This window comes from Rhodococcus sp. T7 (genome assembly GCF_009872365.1).
Classification (GTDB): domain Bacteria; phylum Actinomycetota; class Actinomycetes; order Mycobacteriales; family Mycobacteriaceae; genus Rhodococcus_F.
Genome location: NZ_WXYH01000045.1, coordinates 1 through 18,023 on the forward strand (window position 1 = coordinate 1; position 18,023 = coordinate 18,023).

The 18,023-nt window shown below is 63.8% G+C and carries 22 protein-coding genes and 3 pseudogenes; 9 read left to right on the plus strand and 16 right to left on the minus strand.

Features of this window, described 5'->3' with window-relative positions:
• The 8 genes from MLGJGCBP_RS51495 to MLGJGCBP_RS06930 all read right to left on the minus strand — a co-directional run.
• On the minus strand, positions 1–471 hold a 471-nt coding region (locus MLGJGCBP_RS51495), incomplete at its 3' end, for a hypothetical protein (protein ID WP_236580954.1).
• A 610-nt stretch (positions 472–1,081) separates the two neighbouring features.
• On the minus strand, positions 1,082–2,005 hold the full coding sequence (locus tag MLGJGCBP_RS06900) for an S-4TM family putative pore-forming effector (protein ID WP_160094553.1): 924 nt from the start codon (positions 2,003–2,005) through the stop codon (positions 1,082–1,084).
• A complete protein-coding gene (locus MLGJGCBP_RS06905; RefSeq protein ID WP_160094554.1) occupies positions 2,002–2,856 on the minus strand; it encodes a CBASS oligonucleotide cyclase in 855 nt (284 codons plus the stop codon). Before MLGJGCBP_RS06905 ends, MLGJGCBP_RS06900 begins: the two co-directional genes overlap by 4 nt.
• Positions 2,857–2,870: 14 nt before the next feature.
• Positions 2,871–3,377, minus strand: a complete 507-nt coding sequence (locus MLGJGCBP_RS06910; RefSeq protein ID WP_160094555.1) for a hypothetical protein — start codon at positions 3,375–3,377, stop codon at positions 2,871–2,873.
• Positions 3,377–3,859 (minus strand): hypothetical protein, encoded by a 483-nt coding sequence (locus tag MLGJGCBP_RS06915; RefSeq protein ID WP_160094556.1) that lies wholly within the window; start codon positions 3,857–3,859, stop codon positions 3,377–3,379. Before MLGJGCBP_RS06915 ends, MLGJGCBP_RS06910 begins: the two co-directional genes overlap by 1 nt.
• The gene (locus MLGJGCBP_RS06920; RefSeq protein ID WP_236580955.1) at positions 3,846–4,724 is read right to left on the minus strand and encodes an AAA family ATPase; all 879 of its coding nucleotides are present in this window, start codon (positions 4,722–4,724) and stop codon (positions 3,846–3,848) included. Before MLGJGCBP_RS06920 ends, MLGJGCBP_RS06915 begins: the two co-directional genes overlap by 14 nt.
• 212 nt (positions 4,725–4,936) lie before the next feature.
• On the minus strand, positions 4,937–5,488 hold the full coding sequence (locus MLGJGCBP_RS06925; protein WP_160094558.1) for a PIN domain-containing protein: 552 nt from the start codon (positions 5,486–5,488) through the stop codon (positions 4,937–4,939).
• Position 5,489: 1 nt separating this feature from the next.
• Entirely contained in the window at positions 5,490–5,924 is a 435-nt protein-coding gene (locus MLGJGCBP_RS06930) for a helix-turn-helix domain-containing protein (protein WP_160094559.1), read from the minus strand.
• 466 nt (positions 5,925–6,390) lie between these two features.
• On the opposite strand from MLGJGCBP_RS06930, the gene MLGJGCBP_RS06935 reads away from it, so the two are divergent.
• A complete protein-coding gene (locus MLGJGCBP_RS06935; RefSeq protein ID WP_201452982.1) occupies positions 6,391–7,599 on the plus strand; it encodes a PIN domain-containing protein in 1,209 nt (402 codons plus the stop codon).
• A 287-nt stretch (positions 7,600–7,886) separates the two neighbouring features.
• Here MLGJGCBP_RS06935 and MLGJGCBP_RS06940 read toward each other — a convergent pair.
• From MLGJGCBP_RS06940 to MLGJGCBP_RS06965, 6 genes and pseudogenes are all read right to left on the minus strand, one after another.
• Positions 7,887–8,063: pseudogene (locus MLGJGCBP_RS06940) on the minus strand (IS701 family transposase); the annotation flags it as partial.
• A 34-nt stretch (positions 8,064–8,097) separates the two neighbouring features.
• On the minus strand, positions 8,098–8,505 hold the full coding sequence (locus MLGJGCBP_RS06945; RefSeq protein ID WP_160094560.1) for a hypothetical protein: 408 nt from the start codon (positions 8,503–8,505) through the stop codon (positions 8,098–8,100).
• A 25-nt stretch (positions 8,506–8,530) separates the two neighbouring features.
• The gene (locus MLGJGCBP_RS06950; protein WP_160094561.1) at positions 8,531–8,833 is read right to left on the minus strand and encodes an MmpS family transport accessory protein; all 303 of its coding nucleotides are present in this window, start codon (positions 8,831–8,833) and stop codon (positions 8,531–8,533) included.
• Between the two features lie 74 nt (positions 8,834–8,907).
• Entirely contained in the window at positions 8,908–9,441 is a 534-nt protein-coding gene (locus MLGJGCBP_RS06955; RefSeq protein ID WP_160094562.1) for an MmpS family transport accessory protein, read from the minus strand.
• A gap of 190 nt (positions 9,442–9,631) precedes the next feature.
• Positions 9,632–9,841 carry a hypothetical protein gene (locus tag MLGJGCBP_RS06960; protein ID WP_160094563.1) on the minus strand — a complete coding sequence of 70 codons (210 nt, stop codon included), beginning with the start codon at positions 9,839–9,841 and terminating at the stop codon, positions 9,632–9,634.
• Between the two features lie 167 nt (positions 9,842–10,008).
• Positions 10,009–10,353 (minus strand): hypothetical protein, encoded by a 345-nt coding sequence (locus tag MLGJGCBP_RS06965; protein WP_160094564.1) that lies wholly within the window; start codon positions 10,351–10,353, stop codon positions 10,009–10,011.
• A gap of 576 nt (positions 10,354–10,929) precedes the next feature.
• Between MLGJGCBP_RS06965 and MLGJGCBP_RS06970 the strand changes: the two genes are divergently transcribed.
• The 7 genes and pseudogenes from MLGJGCBP_RS06970 (at position 10,930) to MLGJGCBP_RS51500 (ending at position 15,491) form a co-directional block, all read left to right on the plus strand.
• Positions 10,930–11,352 carry a hypothetical protein gene (locus MLGJGCBP_RS06970; RefSeq protein ID WP_160094565.1) on the plus strand — a complete coding sequence of 141 codons (423 nt, stop codon included), beginning with the start codon at positions 10,930–10,932 and terminating at the stop codon, positions 11,350–11,352.
• Between the two features lie 480 nt (positions 11,353–11,832).
• Positions 11,833–12,588, plus strand: coding sequence for a hypothetical protein (locus MLGJGCBP_RS06975; RefSeq protein ID WP_160094566.1), 756 nt, complete (start codon positions 11,833–11,835; stop codon positions 12,586–12,588).
• Positions 12,589–12,787: 199 nt separating this feature from the next.
• Positions 12,788–13,045, plus strand: a complete 258-nt coding sequence (locus MLGJGCBP_RS06980; RefSeq protein ID WP_160094567.1) for a hypothetical protein — start codon at positions 12,788–12,790, stop codon at positions 13,043–13,045.
• A 325-nt stretch (positions 13,046–13,370) separates the two neighbouring features.
• Positions 13,371–13,589: a DUF2510 domain-containing protein gene (locus MLGJGCBP_RS06985; protein ID WP_236580956.1), complete on the plus strand. Its 219-nt coding sequence runs from the start codon at positions 13,371–13,373 to the stop codon at positions 13,587–13,589.
• A gap of 291 nt (positions 13,590–13,880) precedes the next feature.
• Positions 13,881–14,072, plus strand: coding sequence for a hypothetical protein (locus MLGJGCBP_RS06990; RefSeq protein ID WP_160094569.1), 192 nt, complete (start codon positions 13,881–13,883; stop codon positions 14,070–14,072).
• Positions 14,073–14,578: 506 nt separating this feature from the next.
• Positions 14,579–14,968 (plus strand): hypothetical protein, encoded by a 390-nt coding sequence (locus MLGJGCBP_RS06995; RefSeq protein ID WP_160094570.1) that lies wholly within the window; start codon positions 14,579–14,581, stop codon positions 14,966–14,968.
• A 279-nt stretch (positions 14,969–15,247) separates the two neighbouring features.
• Positions 15,248–15,491: pseudogene (locus MLGJGCBP_RS51500) on the plus strand (hypothetical protein).
• A 502-nt stretch (positions 15,492–15,993) separates the two neighbouring features.
• Here MLGJGCBP_RS51500 and MLGJGCBP_RS07000 read toward each other — a convergent pair.
• The gene (locus MLGJGCBP_RS07000) at positions 15,994–16,860 is read right to left on the minus strand and encodes a zeta toxin family protein (RefSeq protein WP_160094571.1); all 867 of its coding nucleotides are present in this window, start codon (positions 16,858–16,860) and stop codon (positions 15,994–15,996) included.
• Positions 16,857–17,327 carry a winged helix-turn-helix domain-containing protein gene (locus MLGJGCBP_RS51505; protein WP_236580957.1) on the minus strand — a complete coding sequence of 157 codons (471 nt, stop codon included), beginning with the start codon at positions 17,325–17,327 and terminating at the stop codon, positions 16,857–16,859. Before MLGJGCBP_RS51505 ends, MLGJGCBP_RS07000 begins: the two co-directional genes overlap by 4 nt.
• Before the next feature lie 562 nt (positions 17,328–17,889).
• On the opposite strand from MLGJGCBP_RS51505, the pseudogene MLGJGCBP_RS07010 reads away from it, so the two are divergent.
• Positions 17,890–18,023: pseudogene (locus tag MLGJGCBP_RS07010) on the plus strand (citrate synthase); the annotation flags it as partial.

Sequence of the window (18,023 nt, forward strand, 5' to 3'; positions counted from 1 at the left end):
ACCCGCCCTCATCGGCGGAGCCACACGGGTGAGCACTTTCGGTAAGTAGAACTGAGCAGTTTCAGCGAGCGCCATCAACGGCACCCATTCCTCGTCAGTCGCAACTGGAGGCCGCTCGACCACGCTTCGCGATTGGACGTCAGGATCGAGGACGGTCACGAGGTGGCGCTTGACAAGGTCGGAGCGAAGTTCGCTCAGTCCACCAGGCAAGCGCATTTCATGTCCAGGCTTCGGCTCCCGACGCACAAAATGGTAGGTCTCACGTCCCAACCACCCAGGCTGCCCACCCTCCGCCGACGTCTGCTCGATGAACGCACCCACACCCACGTCACCGATCTGGATGACGCGAAGGCCGCTGTCGTCAGGAAGGTTGGTATAACCGCGGACTATGAGAGCGTCCCAGCTCGCCCACCGTGGCTCTGGGTTTAAACCTTCGTGCGTGGTGTTTGCGTACTTCTTGACGGCCGACACTAGTTGTCCGTCCTGGTCCTCACCTGCCAGAAGGACACGTGGGCATGGACTCTCACCATAGATCATCAATTTTCGACCTCTCGCAGCAGTAACACAGCACGCACGCTCCACCTGTGCAGCGCGGAGCAAAACAGCTTCATGTCGGGATTCACCAGCAGAATAGCGAGCCGAAATTCCCACCCTCACCCGCAGCCATATAGATAGGCTCCCGACCGACGGTTCCCATCGCCACCGCCGACCCCTGTCCGCCGCCCACCCGGGGCCGCTGGGCCCCGCGGCCCCGCGGCCCCGCGGCCCCGGCACGATCTGGCCAAGGTTCTATTTCGGCGTGTCAGGGCATGGGCGTGCGGCGCCGGACCGAAGCTCCTCGACACGTTCTCCACGATGGCGATCGCCGCGCGGCGGACACAGCTTCGCCTTCCCACCAACGAGGAAGAGCCGTCGACGCGACGCCAGCCGGCCGCGGCATCTGCCGACCGAATCTGGAAGTACGTCGTCGTTCAACACAGTATTCGAGGTCATTAATTGCCGTTGCCGAGTCCTTACACTGTGCGCTCCGGACCGACCGGACCGTGCCGCGTTGTGATGGCCGGATGTGAGCGGTTTCGAATCAATCCCCTTTACGACGATCTCGTTCATCCACCCAGATGCTCTTGAAGTGCTCAGCCTCGATCTGATGGTTGGTCTCGAATCGGTCCCGGAGGCGATTGTAAAAGCGGTCAGGAACACGGGCGGAGTCGAGGCGGGACCGGAAGATCTTGTCCTGCCGTAGCCGCAGCGCCTCTGTCAACTCGTCAAGCTTGTGCTGCGAGACTGTCTCGGGGGTCAGGCTCTGCAGCGTTTCATCGATGCGCTCACGGAGGTCAGTCTTGGTTCGGGCGACGGATCGTTGTTGCAATAGGCTCCGCAGGGCCAGGGATGCTGCGGGCAGTGTGGGTGCGACGTACCAGACTAAGAGCTGCCACACAAACCATTGCGCAGCGAGTGAGATGATCAGGCCAATGCCCAGCCACGCGGCCAGGCCGACCACCAGCCGCCAAGCCCACGCCTCACGCTGGTCAGCGTCCCAGATCAGGTTCTCTCGTTGGCAGAGAGTCTCGGCGATGGGTGAGGGGATCCCCCGCACATCGAGATACCAGTTTCGCTTTTCGTCTCCGGCATACTTCTTCGCCGAATCCACTATGTGCACCATAGGAACTCGGCGACCTAGATCAGGGTTCCAAGAGAGCTTGAATAGCGAAGTGTCAAACTGTTCTTGGAGGAGCACTGCACGGTTGTTGAAGTTCTTCGTCACGAATGGCCAGACGGTCTCCGTCAGGAAGGTAGCAATGACGCCCGTGATCACGGCGGTCGGTCTCAGGTCCGGGATGAGGATCGCGGCAAGACTCGCGACACTAACGATGAACGCTACAAGCCAGCGCGCCGATTCGACATGTTGGGCCTGTGCGTGCTCCACATCGGCAGCGTGCAGGAGACGGATGTGCTCAGCATCGTTTTGCCGATCGTTGATACTCTGCACTGAGTCAGGGGTCATGGGCGCGGCATCCGATTCCCGAACAGGCTGCGCCACAGCTCAATTGCTGCTCGTTCCTGGCCGTCGCCCTCCACAAGGATCGCTTCCTCGGCGGTCGCGAGCCATGCACGAATTGTGACCTGCAGGTTGATACGCTCCGATAGCGACATGGAAGCGTTGACGTCGCCCCCGAGTTTTGCAGGATCAGGCCAGTCATCGGCGATCTGGTCGGCGGCGGAGGCGAGGAAGAACCTGATCTCGTCTTGATACCGCCCCAGGTCGGGTTCGACTAGGTCGAGGGCCATGACCTCGATCAGGAACGATGGTTTGAGGGGCTCCCCCGCTTCACGGTTGATCGCCTTCAGCATTTTCACGAGCGGGACAAATTTGCTTTGGCACGCGGCATTCTTCTCGGTCACCATCCGAGCGTGCTCGTGTGGGTTGGTTTCCATCCACTCGAGGCCGTTCGGGATACGGAAGCCGGTATCGGTCACGAATGCAGGTGCGACCTCGTACGAGGTGACGTCCTCGCCGGCGTAGGAGATCAGTGCGACGGTGTCATCGCCGGTGACGTCCGACCAGCGGGTGGACAGCACATCGACGAGGGCGGTCACCGCCGCCGTGCCGGTGCCTTCGGCGAGGTGCGCTTGGGGGCCGTCGGGGTCGATGACGACGAAAATATCGACATCCTTGAGCTTCTTGGTCTTGGTGTGGCGGTCGTAGCTTCCTGTGAGGAAGTCATCGGTCAATGCCCATTGTCCGCGGACGTGGTCGCGGACAAGCTTGTGACGGCTTTGGGCGAGTTGCTGTTCGCCTGTGGTGATTTCGAGGTTGCTTTTCAGTCCGGCGAACGCTGTGTCGACCAGTCCCATGTCCGTTCCTTCGGTCAGCTCATGTAGACGCGCGCCGAGGCGGTCGCGTCCGGGGCAGTAGCCAATGTTCCGATCGATCGTGACCGGAGGTCAGCCGTGGATGCGCTGGTTCCGGGGCTCCACCCGGGCTGAGGGGTTCGAGGCCCGTTAAACGCGCAGAAGAGTTTGAATGTGGTGCCTGCGGGCGCCGTCTTCAGCTTTGCGACGTATTTCAGGATGGAGGCGTTGTCGGCGGTGAACTTGCGGTCGCCGAATCCACCGGCCGTGTAGGACAGGGGGAACTTGAAGATGGGATCGACCGCGCCGGACGGGCGGTGGCATTCCACGGACACCGAGGCGAGAGAGCCTTCAGTAATCCAGGCGGCGATGGCTGCCGCATCCTGATCCCACTCGTCGTAGAGACGACGGGAATCGATCCCCAGGCTCGCGAGAATGTCGGCGATCGAGGACATGATCGCGTCCGACATATGTGTGGCCGTATGGGTGCGGGTGTAGGTGGTTGTGGAGGTTGAGGTGCTCATCAGCTGCCTCCCAATCCGCGAAGCGCGTCGTGATCGATGCTCGCGGACAACGCCGCCTGCGCTTTCTCCTGGTAGGCCGGCGCCGCTGCTGTAGAGACGTGGTCGCTGCTTGCGGCGGCGGAGCGGAGGTGATCGGCGAGATGGGCAGGGGCAGGGATGTACAACAACCACTTGGCGGTGGCGGATGCACCTCCGGGGATCGGATCGAGAGTCTCGTCAAGTGTGAAGGCGTTGTCGCCGCGCACGATGCGGATGCAGACATACAGGCTTTCATCGACGAGAACCAGCGGCGAACTGTCCAGGTGGCCGCCCGCGACGAGAGCAGCTCCGATCCCCTGGATCTCGTTAAGACTCGCCGCAACCGATCCCTCCGGAACCTCGCTACTTTTCTCGATCGTGTCCGCGACCAGCTGAACGACGACCCCCCATGCCTCGGCCGCCGTTCGAACCGGAGATCCGGCGATCGTCCTACTTCGCTGCACTATCGGCCTCCAGCTCGTGCAACACAGCAGCCTCCGCGGCTGCAAGAAGGTCATCGATCCTCAGTTCGTTCGGATCAAGGGTTACGTCGAGCCGGCGCAGCATCGCGTCGGTCACGAGCTTGCGCACAGCCCGGCCGTCGCGGCCCACCAAGTAGGTCGCGACCCTCCGAATCTGCGGATCCCCCGCCAGGGCGGCTAGAGCCGGGTACCTGGTCGCAAACCCGCTCAGTGCGTCTGTAAGGATCGCGTTGATCGCTACTTCGTCCGGCAACGGCATCGGCACCGTGATATCGGACCGTGAGAGAAACGCCTCGTCGAGCGCAGACGTGAAATTGGTGGTCGCGACGGTGAACAGATGTGGAAACTGCGAGGCGTTGTCGTCCAGAGCGGTCAAGACGGCATCGGTCGCCCGGTGCACGTCGGCGGGGTTTGCAGACAGCGAGGCCGCTCCTCGCGCCACTGCCATCGACTCGACCTCGTCAAGCAGCACGATCGTGGGAAGCCCATCATCGGCCAGCGCCGGAACAATCTCCGTCAACAGCTTCGTCACCCGCTGCTGACTCTGCCCGTGCTCCGCGCTCATCAACCCGTGTGGGTTCACCTCGATTAGGCGCGCGCGCTTCGGGCCCATCACTGCAGCGACTTGTTGGGCCAGCCCGCGCGCGAGTGTCGACTTTCCGGTGCCGGGTGGCCCTGTGAGCACCGCCAGCCCGTGGAGAGCAGTGACGTGGAATGGCAACGTTGCCCGCAACTCCATACTCAACACTGCGGCACGCAGCAGCCGATCCTTCACGGACCGATCCACCACGATCGAGTCCCACAGTCCTTCGTATCGCGGTAACGGCACCTGCTCATTGCGGGTCACGCATTCTGCAACGTCCAACCCCATACCTCCCTACAGTTGAGCAACGCGTTCCAAAGGGAGCTGAGGGTTCCCCTCGCGCAGCGAGTTTGAACAAGAGCGTGCCATAAACCACCGACATCGAGCCGACCCCGATCTGTCCGCGAAGTCGCGGGCTAGTCGAGCTTCAGGGTGCTTTCCCAACCCGATAGGCAGGACGGGGCACAACAGGACCCCTATCGCCGCAAAGCCGCAGCCGCAATCGGCAACCCGGCGGCGGCCAGCCGATCACACACATCCGCCGGTGTGCCCGGTGGATTGCGCCACACGGCGGCAGTCGCGCTGACCGCCTGGTGCACCCGTACCCCATCGAGATTGAACAGGTCCATAACGAACTCGTCCGGGTGCATCGCTTCAATTCCAAACTCGGCGAGTCCCTCCTGCGGGAAGTGCCGCAGGTTGGCGGTGACGATCACCTGGGCGCCGGCACGGATCGCGGCAGCGAGAACGTGCCGGTCGTCAGCGTCTGGCAGTGCAAGAGCCGGAATGAGCGATTCGTATCCACTGACCAGGCAATCCGGGATCGCCTCATTCATCAACTTCCTCAGCCTGGTTAACGTGCTCGCATCGATGTCTGGTCGATCCTCGGCAAGATTCACGAACATTTCGTCGAGAATCTGATCCGTCCACCGAGCGTGCACCAGTCCTGTCTGCGCGAGCCGGATCAGTACATCACGCAGGACATTCGGATACAGCACGTTGGCGTCATACAGAACGGTGAAGGTCACGTCAGTACAGCCCGAGATCTTCCGTAAGAGCTGCCAACTCATCCGCCGCGTTGCGCGCAGTCATCTGCTGCGACCGCTCGTACTCAAGCAGCGACGATGCCAGGATCCGGCGATGACGCCCCACCATCCGATAACGAATACGCCCCTCATCGAGCAGCTTAATAACGTGGGGACGGGAAACATTGAGCATCTCGGCCGCCTGCTGTGTGGTCAACTCCGCGTGCGCCGGCACTATTGTGACACCCTGCCCAGCCGCCATATTCGCCAAAACCTCACGAATCAGACTCAACGCCGCGCGCGGCAGGTGCACCGACTCCGACGACCCTTCAACAGTGACGTCGATGGTCTGACCGGACGGATTTACCTCACGAAGCACCTGCAACGCCTGACGCGCCTGCTCCTGCTCGATCACGCTCGGTTGCTCGTTAACAGACATTCCACACCTCCATATATGCAACATACGCAATATTCGAAACAAACGCAACAGACGTTGAATGCGCAGCATACCGTCTCTGCGGCCGGAGCATCTCCCCTTGCCAGCCAGGATTCATCGACGCATACCGACGCGATGGTGGTTCGCAACCTCACAGCGAAGGTCGCGGTCCCCGGCCCCAGGAAAGGAACGGGACGGGTCACCGAAGCGACTCGAAGCGTTTAACGCAGATCTTCGCAGCCAGTGAGACCGACAGACCAAGAGGAGGGAACAGCTCAGGTCAGCTAGGACGCGGCACGATAATCGCCCTATTGATGACGGTGACCATACTTCCGTCCCCCGGGGCCGCCAGGGGTTCGACCCGCCACTCGTCCGCATCGACTGGAAACATTAGGCAGGTCGGGTGTTGATATCTGCACCGTCTGAGCTGCTCCGGTTGTGCTGCATCGCCGCCTATACATTGAGAACCATGCTGCACCTTCTCGTTGACACGTCGACCTGGCTCGACTTGTCCAAGCGGCGTGACGGACAACGATGGATCGTTGCCCTCCGCGTTCTCCTCCATCATGGTGATGTCGAGTTGCTCGTCCCCTCCCTCGTCATTGATGAATTCGAACGGAATCGAGAGCGGATCGAGACGTCAATGACGGCGAGCGTCGCCCAGCGGTTCAAGCTGATCAAGCAGGACCTCAATGAGTACGGTGGGGCCGACAATGGGGACGATTTGAAGGTGCTGGAGGATCTCGCCCGCCATGTGCCACTGATCGGCGCGATGACGACACGCAACTTCGTCGATGTCCTTGAACTTCTGCGAGGTGGGCGAGTCATCGAGCCGACCGACGCGAATCACGGTTCCGTGGTCGAGCGTGGTCTTACCAAGCAGGCGCCTTTCCACCGGTCACGCAACAGCGTTGCAGACGCGTTGCTCATTGAGTTGTACGCGACCGCCGTTGAGGGCGTTGACCTTGCGCAGGAGCCACATGTGTTTGTCACGTCGAATAGTGAAGACTTCTCGCAACAGGGTGGGGACAAGCGGCGACCCCATCCCGATATAGAGGCAACGTTCGCGCAGGACGGGTCCATCTACGCACTCGGTGTCGACGGGCTGAACGATGTCCTTCTCATGCACTTCGGACCCGAGATCGAGGAACTCTTCGCGGAGACCGAGTTCGTCGACGAGCCACGACGCCTGGACGCCTGGACGCCTGGACGCCTGGACGCCTGGACGAGATCGTCGATGCTGAGAAACAGCTCTTTGACCGGATCTGGCACCACCGATCTCTCCAACACGAATATCGGCTGCAGGACACCGAAAATCAGGTGGAGCTCGAACGGCTCCTTGCGATCGCCGGTCCTGGCCGCCAGCACGTCGAAGAGACCTACACAAAACCGGGCGAGCTCGGACCCTACACGGACTTCGAGCTTGGCATGCTCAACGGCAAACTTTCAGCATTGCGTTGGGTCCTTGGCAGCGAATGGGACTTCCTCGACACGTAGAACCGCTAACCAACCACTCTTGCACTCTCACCGCCGAAGTGACCGCAAGGTTCTCAATGCTGTAGAGCTCGGCACTGTGCTCGGTACAGGAATGGAGGTAGAGAACGGTTCACTGCCGTGGAGCCTGACGTGGAGGTATCCGAGACCACTGAGCCGTCACTGCCGACTCACCGGCGACTAAATCATTGGTTCTCTCGCCGCGCACGCGGACCATCACGACAGTGGAGACGGCCTTTCGGGACGCAGCCGCATTTGGACAGCCGTGGAACACGGCTCAGCGTTCGTGCCCTTCTTAGTACTACAGTCGCGTTTAGGGCAGGTGCACTCGGACTCGGTAGTGGGATTATCGGGCTCGGTGTTGATGGCGGCGACGCCAGTGGGAGCGTGCGAGGACGTGATGGGGGTCGGGTAGATACGTCCAGATCAGTTGGCAGAGCAGCCGTCGGATCTCGGGCACGCTCAGTGCGATCAACTCGCTGTCGTCGCCGGGTTTGCGGGCCCCCTTTTAGAGCGGGTGACGGTGAGGAAGGTGTGCGCGAGCATCGAGAGGGTGATGTGCCGGTACCAGCCCGCGTACTGACGGACTTGGTAGTGATCGAGGCCCGTCTGACCCTTCGCGGTCTGGACTCCGTACCGTTCCGCTGCCGCGCCATGGTCGGGTTCTTGGGCGGCTCGAGTATCACCGGAATGCGTCGATGATCGCGTGGATGATCCAGATCGGCAGCCACGCCCCACAGGTAATCAGGGTCAGGATGAAGTGCAGCAGATGCGGGCACCGCGAGCCACCGTTGTTGTTCACCGTCACCGCTTGGGCGACGTTCACCGGCGGCGGTTGCTGCCAGTACTGCTGCGGTTGCGGGAACTGCTGCTGCTGGTGGTGGTAGGCGGCCCACGCCTGCTCGGGGGACATCCCGGCCCACGCGTTCGCCTGCCCGTTCTGATCCCATGCCTGCGCCGGGGGCTGATACGGCGGCGGATATCCGGTGCCGGGCGCACCGTACTGCGGGCCCTGCGGATAGGGCTGCTGCGGCACAGGCTTACCCCAGTCGGGGTGATCCTCGTTGAACGGCTCGGGGGTGATCGTCATTGTGGTCCTGTTCTTCGTGTTTGCGTCAGGCGTTGCAGTTCACAACGGCGTACTGGCCGACGGGCGTCTGTTCGTCCATGACCCGGCCGTCGACGATGATGCGGCAGGTCACCGACTGCCCCTCGGTCTGCGCACCGAGGCCCATCATCGGGTACGTGGCGGCATTGACCACCGACAGCGACCAGGGTGCCGATGCGGGATACTCCTGCCGCAGCGACGACCAGGCAGACGACGACAACCCCCACCGGCCACCGCCAGGAGTGGTCCGGCGATGGGCTCTCACCGCCGTGCGGTGACCGCTCCGGCTGCTGATCCGGACCCTGCTCACTCATGGGGCACCCCTTTCAAGGAGCGAGACGCGGGAGGGCCCGAAGTGTGTCGGACCCTCCCGCCTGAGGTGGCTCAGAATCCGGCGTAGCTGCAGTTCACGACCGCGTACTGCCCGGTCGAGGTCTTCTCGTCCTTGATGTCGCCATCGACGACGACCCGGCACGTCACCGATGTTCCGGTGGTCTGCGCGGTCACGCCGGCCATCGAGAACGTGGCAGTGTTACTCAAGGCCTTCGACCAGGGCGCGGCCACATTCGACTGCTGCTGCAAAGCGTTCAGCTCATCGAACCAGGTCACATTGTTCAGCTCACCCGAGTCACTGATGACCTCGTAAGTGATCTGCGTGCCGTCGCCGGAGGGTGCGGCCGCGACCAGCGGCGGAAGACTGGCGGGTGCGTCGTGTCCCGCGGGTTCCCCGGTCAGAGCCTCGGTGGGCGACTTCCCATCCTCTCCGCCGCCGGCGACCGCGACGACCACGAACACGGCGATAATAGCCAGAACGATCCAGGGCCACTTCCGCTTCTTCTTCGCCGGCTGCAGGGGCGGCGGCGGGTAGTACGGCTGGCCGGGCTGCTGCGGCTGTCCAGGCTGCGGGGGGTACGTCATGTCGTTTGTCCTTCTCAGTCTTTGTCACAGATTGTGTGAACTTGGTTGCGAAGGAGCGCGTTCACGCGCTCCTCTGATCTCGTTGCAAGAACGTCGGTCCCGGCCACCGACCCGCGTTGCGATCACCTCTGCGGGTCCGGCCGGACTTGCGGAAGCGGCGGTTCGGGCGAGCCAGGGCCCTATGCAACGGCTACTGCGGGTAGCTGTCGCCGATGCTGATCGTGTTCCAGGTGTCGCGGTCGACGTCCACTCGCTCGACGGCGCCGTCCAGGTTGAGCGCATCGAGGACGTTCTTCGACTTCTTGCCCCCGAAGGCCCGGGTCATCTTGACCTCGCGGCCGTCGACGGTGTTTCGGCCGCCAGAATTGATGTTCCTGGCGACCACCTCAGGGGCCTGCACGGTCGTGGTCTCAACGGCTGGGTCCGCCGAGGGATCGTCGAACAGCCTCTGAGGGAAAGACATCCGGCAGCAGCGAGGCCGCGGCTGCGTATCTCAATGGGTGTCTCACTTGATCCCGGTGAGGTGCTGCGGGCAGTAGGCCGTCGCCGCTGCGAACATCAGGCTCGTTACTGCCCGGCGCTCACGACGGCTTCTAATACCGCTCTGCCTGCGGTCTCGCGCTGGGAGAGCACCTCACCGCTGTTGTAGTCGGTGAGCGTCGTGGTGCACGTCCCGGTGGTCGGCGATGTCGTGACCGACAACGTCGCGTCGTCAAACCCCGCACCGGTGCCGTATTGCCTGGAGAAGGTGGCCATGCCACCGGCGGCCTTCGTCGTGGGATTTCGGCCTACGAGGACGCCACCCCCGTCAGGCGAGTTCCCGCCATACGACACCTTGACGCTGGCAACGCCATCGTCGCCGCAGTCCACCTGCACAACCACACTGGCGTCCGAGCCACTCACTGTGGGCACCGCCGACCCCTCAGTGTCGGACTCTGCGTTTGTCGAGCAGCCGGAGACAATCGCGCCACAGATCGCAGCTGACGCCAGAAGCCGGACAAGGTATGCAGCACGATCACTCATCAAATTGCTCCTGGTTCAGGCGAAGTGGACGTGCGACCTTAGCAACCTCGAATACCGACAGCCGCACGTCAGTCAGGTGAATGACAGATCGGCTGTTCATCCCGCACTACCCGCTTCCCGTCGCCGCTAGAGGACAAAGTCCCCGTTCTGATGTTCTTGTCGGTCGAATGATCTATTGACTCGGATATCCTGATGCACAACACATTGCGCGGATAGCGCGCTGCACGCGGGAGATCGTTCCGAATTGTGTAATCGTCCGATTCGTCTGGTATTAGTTTCAACTATCGCACTTCATCAACGGCGCACGACCTGGGCTTGCGCGCCTTCATGGCGCAAGGCTGGTGACTCCCACCCTCGAAACAGGCAGTGCAACTAACCCTGTCCCTGATGTGGGTGGTTGGTTCCCCGGCCGGGGAGCACGTCCACTCCCATCAGGGGTACCACACTGAACAGGAAGGGCGCCCCATGCGTCTGACACGTCTCGCAACGGCGGTGGCTACCACCACTGTCGCTGCCGCCGCCATCGCCACCGCCGGCGCTGGTACGGCTCAGGCCACCACCTACTACGGGGACAAGGTTCGCTCGTCGATCTACTACTCCGGCACCAACTGCATGAACTACGTCATCTGGAAGGAAGACGGCTCCAAGTTCGACGGCTACACCTGCCGGGGCGTCGTCGAGGTCGACCAGATCGTGAACAAGGGCGACTGGCTCGGCATCGAGCCCACACCGGCTGCCGGTTTGTACGTTTCCTGCCACACCTTCAACCTGCGCACCTACGAAACGATCGTCTCCAAGGGTGAGTACTGGGACGAGGACTACGCAGGTTCAGGCTCGCTCGGGTCGCTGTTCGGGCCTCCTCCGCCGATGTGCATGTTCCAGGCCTGACCCAAACCCTTTCCCGGACACCCACAACCGGTAAGACCGTACGGTCCGCGAGACCCCGGACACGGCCCCGGATCTGAGGGTCGTGTCCGGGGTCGCGACCCTCAGGGTTCGGACGGTGCCGGCATGGCACCACAGCGTGACTTGACCTCGACGTTCGCGTCATCACCAGCGCGAGTGGGCGGGGGATCGCCCAGGCGTGGAAGCCGATCGACGGCACGCAAGGCTCCGCAGCTGAACAAGCACTGGCAGCGCTGGAAGGTCACCGAGGAAGACCGGGCCCAATGTGGACACCCGTCCCGGCCATGGTCGAGCACCCCCGTCTCGACCGGTACGCCTGCTGAGTCGGAGCTGCGGGAGCCCCTTGCACTCCACAGGGCGGTGCACATCGAAGAGCCTTCCGTCACTGCAGTAACTGCCGTGGGACACCCCGACGCTGAAGGACAGGACGCAGTAGGCGTCCACTACCGAGAGAGATACCCAGTGAACGACACGCCTTTCCCTCCCCAGGACCCGAACCAGCCAAAACCGGGCCAACTCGGGCAGCCCAGCCCCGGCCAGGTCCCCAAGCCGTCCAACCAGCCGTGGGCCACCGGCGACAAGAAGAAGCGCTGGCCCTGGGTGGTGGGCGGCTCTTTCGCCGCCGCGATCCTCTTCCTCGGCATCGCCGCCAACCAGCACGAGAACACCCCGACGGCGTCCGAGACCGCGCTGGCCTCGCGCACCAGTGCCGCCGCCGCGACCCTGTCAGCTCAGCAGGCCGAGGCGAAGCGGCTCGAGCAGGAGGAGATCAAGCGGCAGCACGAGGAGGAGCGGGTCCGCCGCGCCGCCGAGGCCGAGGCGGAACGCCAGCGGCAGGCGGAGGTCCTGGCCGCGAAGATGGACCGGGGCACCTACGAGCAGATCGGCGACCGTGACTTCGCCCTGTTGGCGAAGGACCCGGACGCCCACAAGGGCCGCAAGCTGGTGATCTACGGGGTGGTCACCCAATTCGACTCCGCGACAGGGAAGACGACGTTCCGCGCCGAGACCGGCGCCAACCCGGGCGACTACTACGACTACGACGTGAACTCCATGGTCGGTGTGCTGTCCACCACGGCCGCGAATGTGGTCGAGGACGACATTGTCACCCTGTACGTCGAGGTCGTCGGCTCCTATTCCTACGACACTCAAATCGGCGGCAACACCACCGTGCCGAAGTTCTTCGCGAACATCGTCGACGTCACCGGGAGCAAGTAGTAACGCGCCGGAACACCCCCTGCTGCTGGCAGTGAGTGCTCCGGCCCTGGCCGAGTGCAGCTCGGAATCCGAGCCCCGGGAGGAGACGGTCACCACGCAGATAACCACTACCCCATCGAGGTACGGCCGACGATGGCGACGCCGGGTCAGACCTGGCCCGGCCGCACCTGGTGCACCACTGAATGAAAGGAATTTGCCCGTGGTGACATTCGACGAGACCGACCTCGGCGTCGAGGTAGCGGAGCGAACCAACATCTGCGCGATCGTTGCACTGTTCTGCGCCCTCATTGGATTGTTCCTCCCAGCACTGGTATTCGGAGCGATCGGTTACGTCGAGACCAGCGGGCGCGAACATGAAACCGGCTCCGGCCTGGCCGTTGCCGCACTGATCCTCGGGGCCATCGAACTGGTCGCCGCCGTGCTGACTGCCGTCATAGTGCTCGTGTCCATGCGTTGAACCGGGCAGTTCAATACCGGTGGTCGTCGGCAGCCGACACCCACCCGCCGAGGCAGTCGCATTCCGTCACGGTCATCGATTCGCGCTGGACGTGCCGCGCGATGTCAGCCACCGCTCCGTGAGACCCCGAATCACCCAAGGCCGACCCCGTTGCTCTCGCACATCGGGTGTGCACAGACGACGCCGTCGCGTGCGACGGTGGTCCGGTATCGCCGCGCCTCGGGCGACGCCGCAGTTGTCGTTCGCGTGAATGAACTTCGGTCCGCCTCTGTCGTGTCGAGTTCCGTCACCGGCTCCGGGGCCCATACTCACGGCTGTGGGAGCAATGAGTCCGTGGCACTGGCTGATCGTGTGTGCCGCGTTGGCCGTGATGCTGGCGATCATCATCGGCGTCATCCTGCTGATCGTGCGGGTGGCCAAGCCTGGTAGCACGGCGGCGCCCGCTCGTCCGGTGCCGCCGGGGTGGTATCCCGACATCGCTGATGCACGGTTGATCCGTTGGCACGACGGTCACCACTGGACCGAGCACGTGCAGAGCCGATAGCCCGCAACGGAGCGTCCTGCCGCGGACAGGTCCGGTACGGGCGAGGTGACCGCCTGAAACGCGAGGCAACCGCATCCGGACGACGCACGAGATGCCGTCGCCGTCGGAAGGAACCCATGAAACGGCATCTGGCGGTCTGGGCGTTCGCCGGCGCCCTGATGTTGACCCGATGTGGAAGCAGCGACCAGCCAAGCCAGACGGCGACGGCGACGGCCTCCACCCTGACGTACCGCCGGCAACGACCACCGCGGTCCCGGCGTCCACCACACCCGACGCATCGCCCCCGCCGCCGTGCCCGTCACCACCGACGCACCCGTCGAACCGGTGAACGAGCAGCCGTACATCGTCGAATGCCTCGAAGGCACACCCGGACCCGCGCGATTCAGCGACGGCACCCTCGCCTTCTCACAGTGGTGCTTCAACCAGCTCGGCGGCGATGAATACCTCCGCCAGGAACGCGAAGCCAATACCTTCGAAATTTGACGGCGTGATCTGCCGCACCCCCTACCACCGGCGGCAGCTACCCCGCCCCCGATGCCGTCACCCGGGCACCCGTGGGCACCACCTCCGATCGCGGATACTCCTGCGACGACAGCGGCTGGTACCGGCCCGACGGAACCCCGGTCATCGGCGCCGACCGATGCGGCACCCGATACGGTGCGGCACCACCTCAGGGGAGATACAAACCCGCAACGGCCGCGAAGCCGGCTACATCACCGACCCGAAACTCTGCGGCGGCGTCGGGTACTGACAGCCCGCGCGCCCGATGAGAATAGCGGGTCGCCCGGTGCGAGGAAGGCCGCCACGCCGAAAGCATCGAAACAACAGCACCTTCAACCTATGTGCGGTACCTGCAGATACGTTTGTTTGGCCTATACCGCCGCTCCGGATTGAGTGGTCTGATCCGGGGTGACGAGTCTCGATCGCCGACTCAGCCGCACCACCGCGTCTCGGACGGTCTCGAAGAACTTCACATCCAGGGGGACGCCGTGACCACTGTTCAACCGCCGTCGGCGATTCGCAAGCAAGGGGCCTGGGGGCTGTGGTGGCTGACCGTCATCACCTTCGGCATCGACTACCTCGTCTGGTACGACCGCATCGGCGGAGAACTCGCCGCCACCGCCGGCGTCAACCGGGAAGCCTGGACCCGCTGGTGGTCACAGCTGATCCCCATCTACGGACTCATCGGACTCTCCCGCACCGCCAAACGCCTCAACCAGGCCCACACCCAAGTCGGATCCACCACGCAGGTGTCCCCGGTCGTCACCTGGCTGTGGGCGCCGATCTGGTTCGGCTCCCACACCCGATACCTGCAACGCCGAATCAACATCCTCGTCGACATCTACTCAAGCCACCACGCTCAACACGCAGCCGCATAACCACCGACGAGACCCCCTGGACCGGGGTGCGCCGGGACCGAGGTGCGTCGGGCCCTGTCGTTAATGCGTCCCGTCGGCGGGACAGCGCCGGGGCCCGCCGACGGCGAGATCCAGGACCGAGCCCCGCGCCGACGCGAGGATCCAAGCGAGACCGCCCGTGCGACGCCCACCCCGTTATTGGGTCGTCGCACGGGCGGCGGCAACTCGCGCCGCCCGAACGCGCACCCCCTATCCTGCTCAGAAAGCATCGTTGAGGGTGAGGTGGAATTAGGGTGTAGGGTGCCCCGACACTACGGCCAGGGTCCCGCACCAACCGTCGGGACCAGAGTGCTCGTGGTCCGGAAGCAGGACATCGCCGGCACCGCCGTCGGGGAAGTCGTCGCCGACTACGCCACCCTCACCAATGACGGGGGCACCGGCCACGACTGGGCGCCCGCACACCGGTGGGCAATCGCCCTCGACGACGGCCGACTAAATCTTCGCCGATACCGAAGACCTCACCGTCGACCCAAGCAGTCGCTGACCACATCTCGACGCCGGGACCCAACAAGCACGAAATCCTACGATCCCGCGCGAAGAATGACCGCCCGTGACCGGCACACCGCGGATGGTCTGAGCGCGCACCGGTCCCGCGACCCCAGCGTTGGCCGGTGCAGGAACCCCGCCGTCCCCCTCGAAAGTGGGGTGGGGTTTCGCCGGCCGCGCCCGTGGGCAGGTCGCGGCACGGGGCCCCATCAGCAGCGCGTCACATGTTCCGCCGGTGGGTTTGGGCACACCGGTCATCGACTCGCTTAGAGGCCTGCCCCACCAACCCCCGGTGGCCGTCGCGCGGGTCGGCCTCGGTGAACAGGATGCCATCGCTCGGAAGTCCATTTGCCACCGACGCTCCGCTGATTCCGGCCCGTGGACTCCCGCCCTTCGACACGAGGCGGTCACGTGGCGCATCGCACACTTACAGGATGCGCAGAAAGGTCACGATCACACGGCGCCCAGGTGCATCCCCGGCCGTACGGCGTGAGCAGTGGTTACGTGCCGTCGACCAACTTGCCCTCGACGCGCGTGGAGACCAGTGGCTCGGCGCCGAGTCTCCGGTCGATGTGGATGAGGGTGACCCGGGTGATCTCGGCTGCGAGCGAACTGTCGAAGGTAGCGCGGGCGTTCGTTGCACACCGACTCACCGGACCCTCCCGGTAGAGCCCGTCGATCGCCGCGGGCGGGGAGAACCTGCCACCCATTTCATCCTGCCCGGCGATCACGGCGAGCCTGCCTGCCCACCACCGCAGCACCGCCTGTTCGTGAGCGACCGACGCCGGCACCTCGACGTCGACGATGCGAACATCGGTGTAGTCGTGCTCACCGAGCTGGGCCAGGAGGATGTCCCCGAGCGGAGGCCATTGCAAGGTGCCTTCGATGACGACGTTCTCGCGACGTTGCAGGCACACTTCGCGGATGTCGTCGATGACGTCGGTGGATTCGGCGTGCACCAGGGCCGCGAGCTCCCGAGGGGCGATCGGATGCGAATCGGCGAGCACCGTCGACAACAGGCCGGCGTAGTGCCCGTCGGCGATGGCCCGGCGCAGGAGTTCGTCTTTGACGATGTCCGCGTCGAGATATCGGTAGCTGCCGTCGACCAGGTGGCGCTCACGCAGCGCCGTGGACTTGCCGGCGCCCGGGGGACCCGCAGAGATGATAGCGGCGCATTGACCGTCGCGATCGGGCTCCGCGAGCGCGAGATACCACTCGATGACCTCCGCCAGCGTGCGGTCTCGACGCCGATCCCCCTCATACAGGTCGAGGGTGCTCAGGCCGCTGTTCACGTGCAACGGCTGCCCGCGCCCGCCGAGATGCACCAATTGCCGAGAAACAGCGTCGCGCAGCCGGTCTCGACTCACTCGTGCCCTCGGGCCGCGGCGCGGTGCGCCTTGCGCGCTGCCCGTGTGCTGTCGAACAGCACGTCCCACTCGTCGTCACTGAGCAACCCCCGCCGGTACGCGCGCCGGACCTCGTCCCAGCTGCCCTTGACGTAGGCGTCCACCGGCTGGTCGCCGTCGACGGGCACCTCACCGAAGGTGTACGGCCAGTGTGCCAGCGTGTCCATCATCTCGTCATCGGTGATCACACCGGCCGAGCGTTCGTCGATCACCTCTCGCGGGGTTTTCTCGAGTTCCTCGGGCTGCGCCAGGACGCGTTGTGCGAGCCGCTGGACTTGCGTTGCCGAGATGTCGAGATAGTCGGCGATCTGCCGCAGCGTGTACCCCTCGCTCTTCGCCTTGCCGATCAGCCGCAGACGGTTCCGGTGCACGAGGTGTTCCTGGGCAGAGTTTGCGGCAAGAGCACTTTTGGTGTCGGTGACGGTCATGCCCACTCCCTCCACGGTGTTGTTCCAAATTGTAACACCAATATGGATAACCTGGTCTGCTCATGTTCTGAGCGACCAACCAGCCACCGAATCCGAGCCGCACAGGCTCGTCGACGAGGGCCCTATACGTCGGCGGCGGTCGGATCGCGCCGAGGAACCGTCACCAGGCGCACAGCGACCATCCAACCTGCCCCAACTGACCATAACCACCCGGTAACGGCCTTGTCCCACTCCCCTGCGCGGTGGCTGCACACTACGTCTACTGGGCGAACGGTAGTGCCGTTGATGTCCGCCCTGCGAGCAGTATGCGAAGAAGAGTTGAAATGGGTAGGAGTAGCCCCTTTAGTAGCTCTTGGACGACCGGAATGGATGTCCACTGAGTGGACGAGGGCTCGTGCGGAGGATCGACGGACAGACGCTGTGGTCTTGTGCCGAGACGTCGCGGCAGAGAAGGCCGTGGTCTCTGTAGCGGCGGACGTTGCAGGGGCCTCGTTTCTCGCCAATCCCGGACCGTGATCTCCCCACCGAATTCTCTCGTCACCAGGAATTTTCGAGGACATAGATGACTACTGCACCGATCACCGACCGCATCTGTGTGCCGGACGATTTCGTCTCCGGACTGGAAGGCGTGGTCGCGTTCACCAGCGACATCGCCGAACCCGACAAGGACGGCGGCGCCCTGCGCTACCGCGGCGT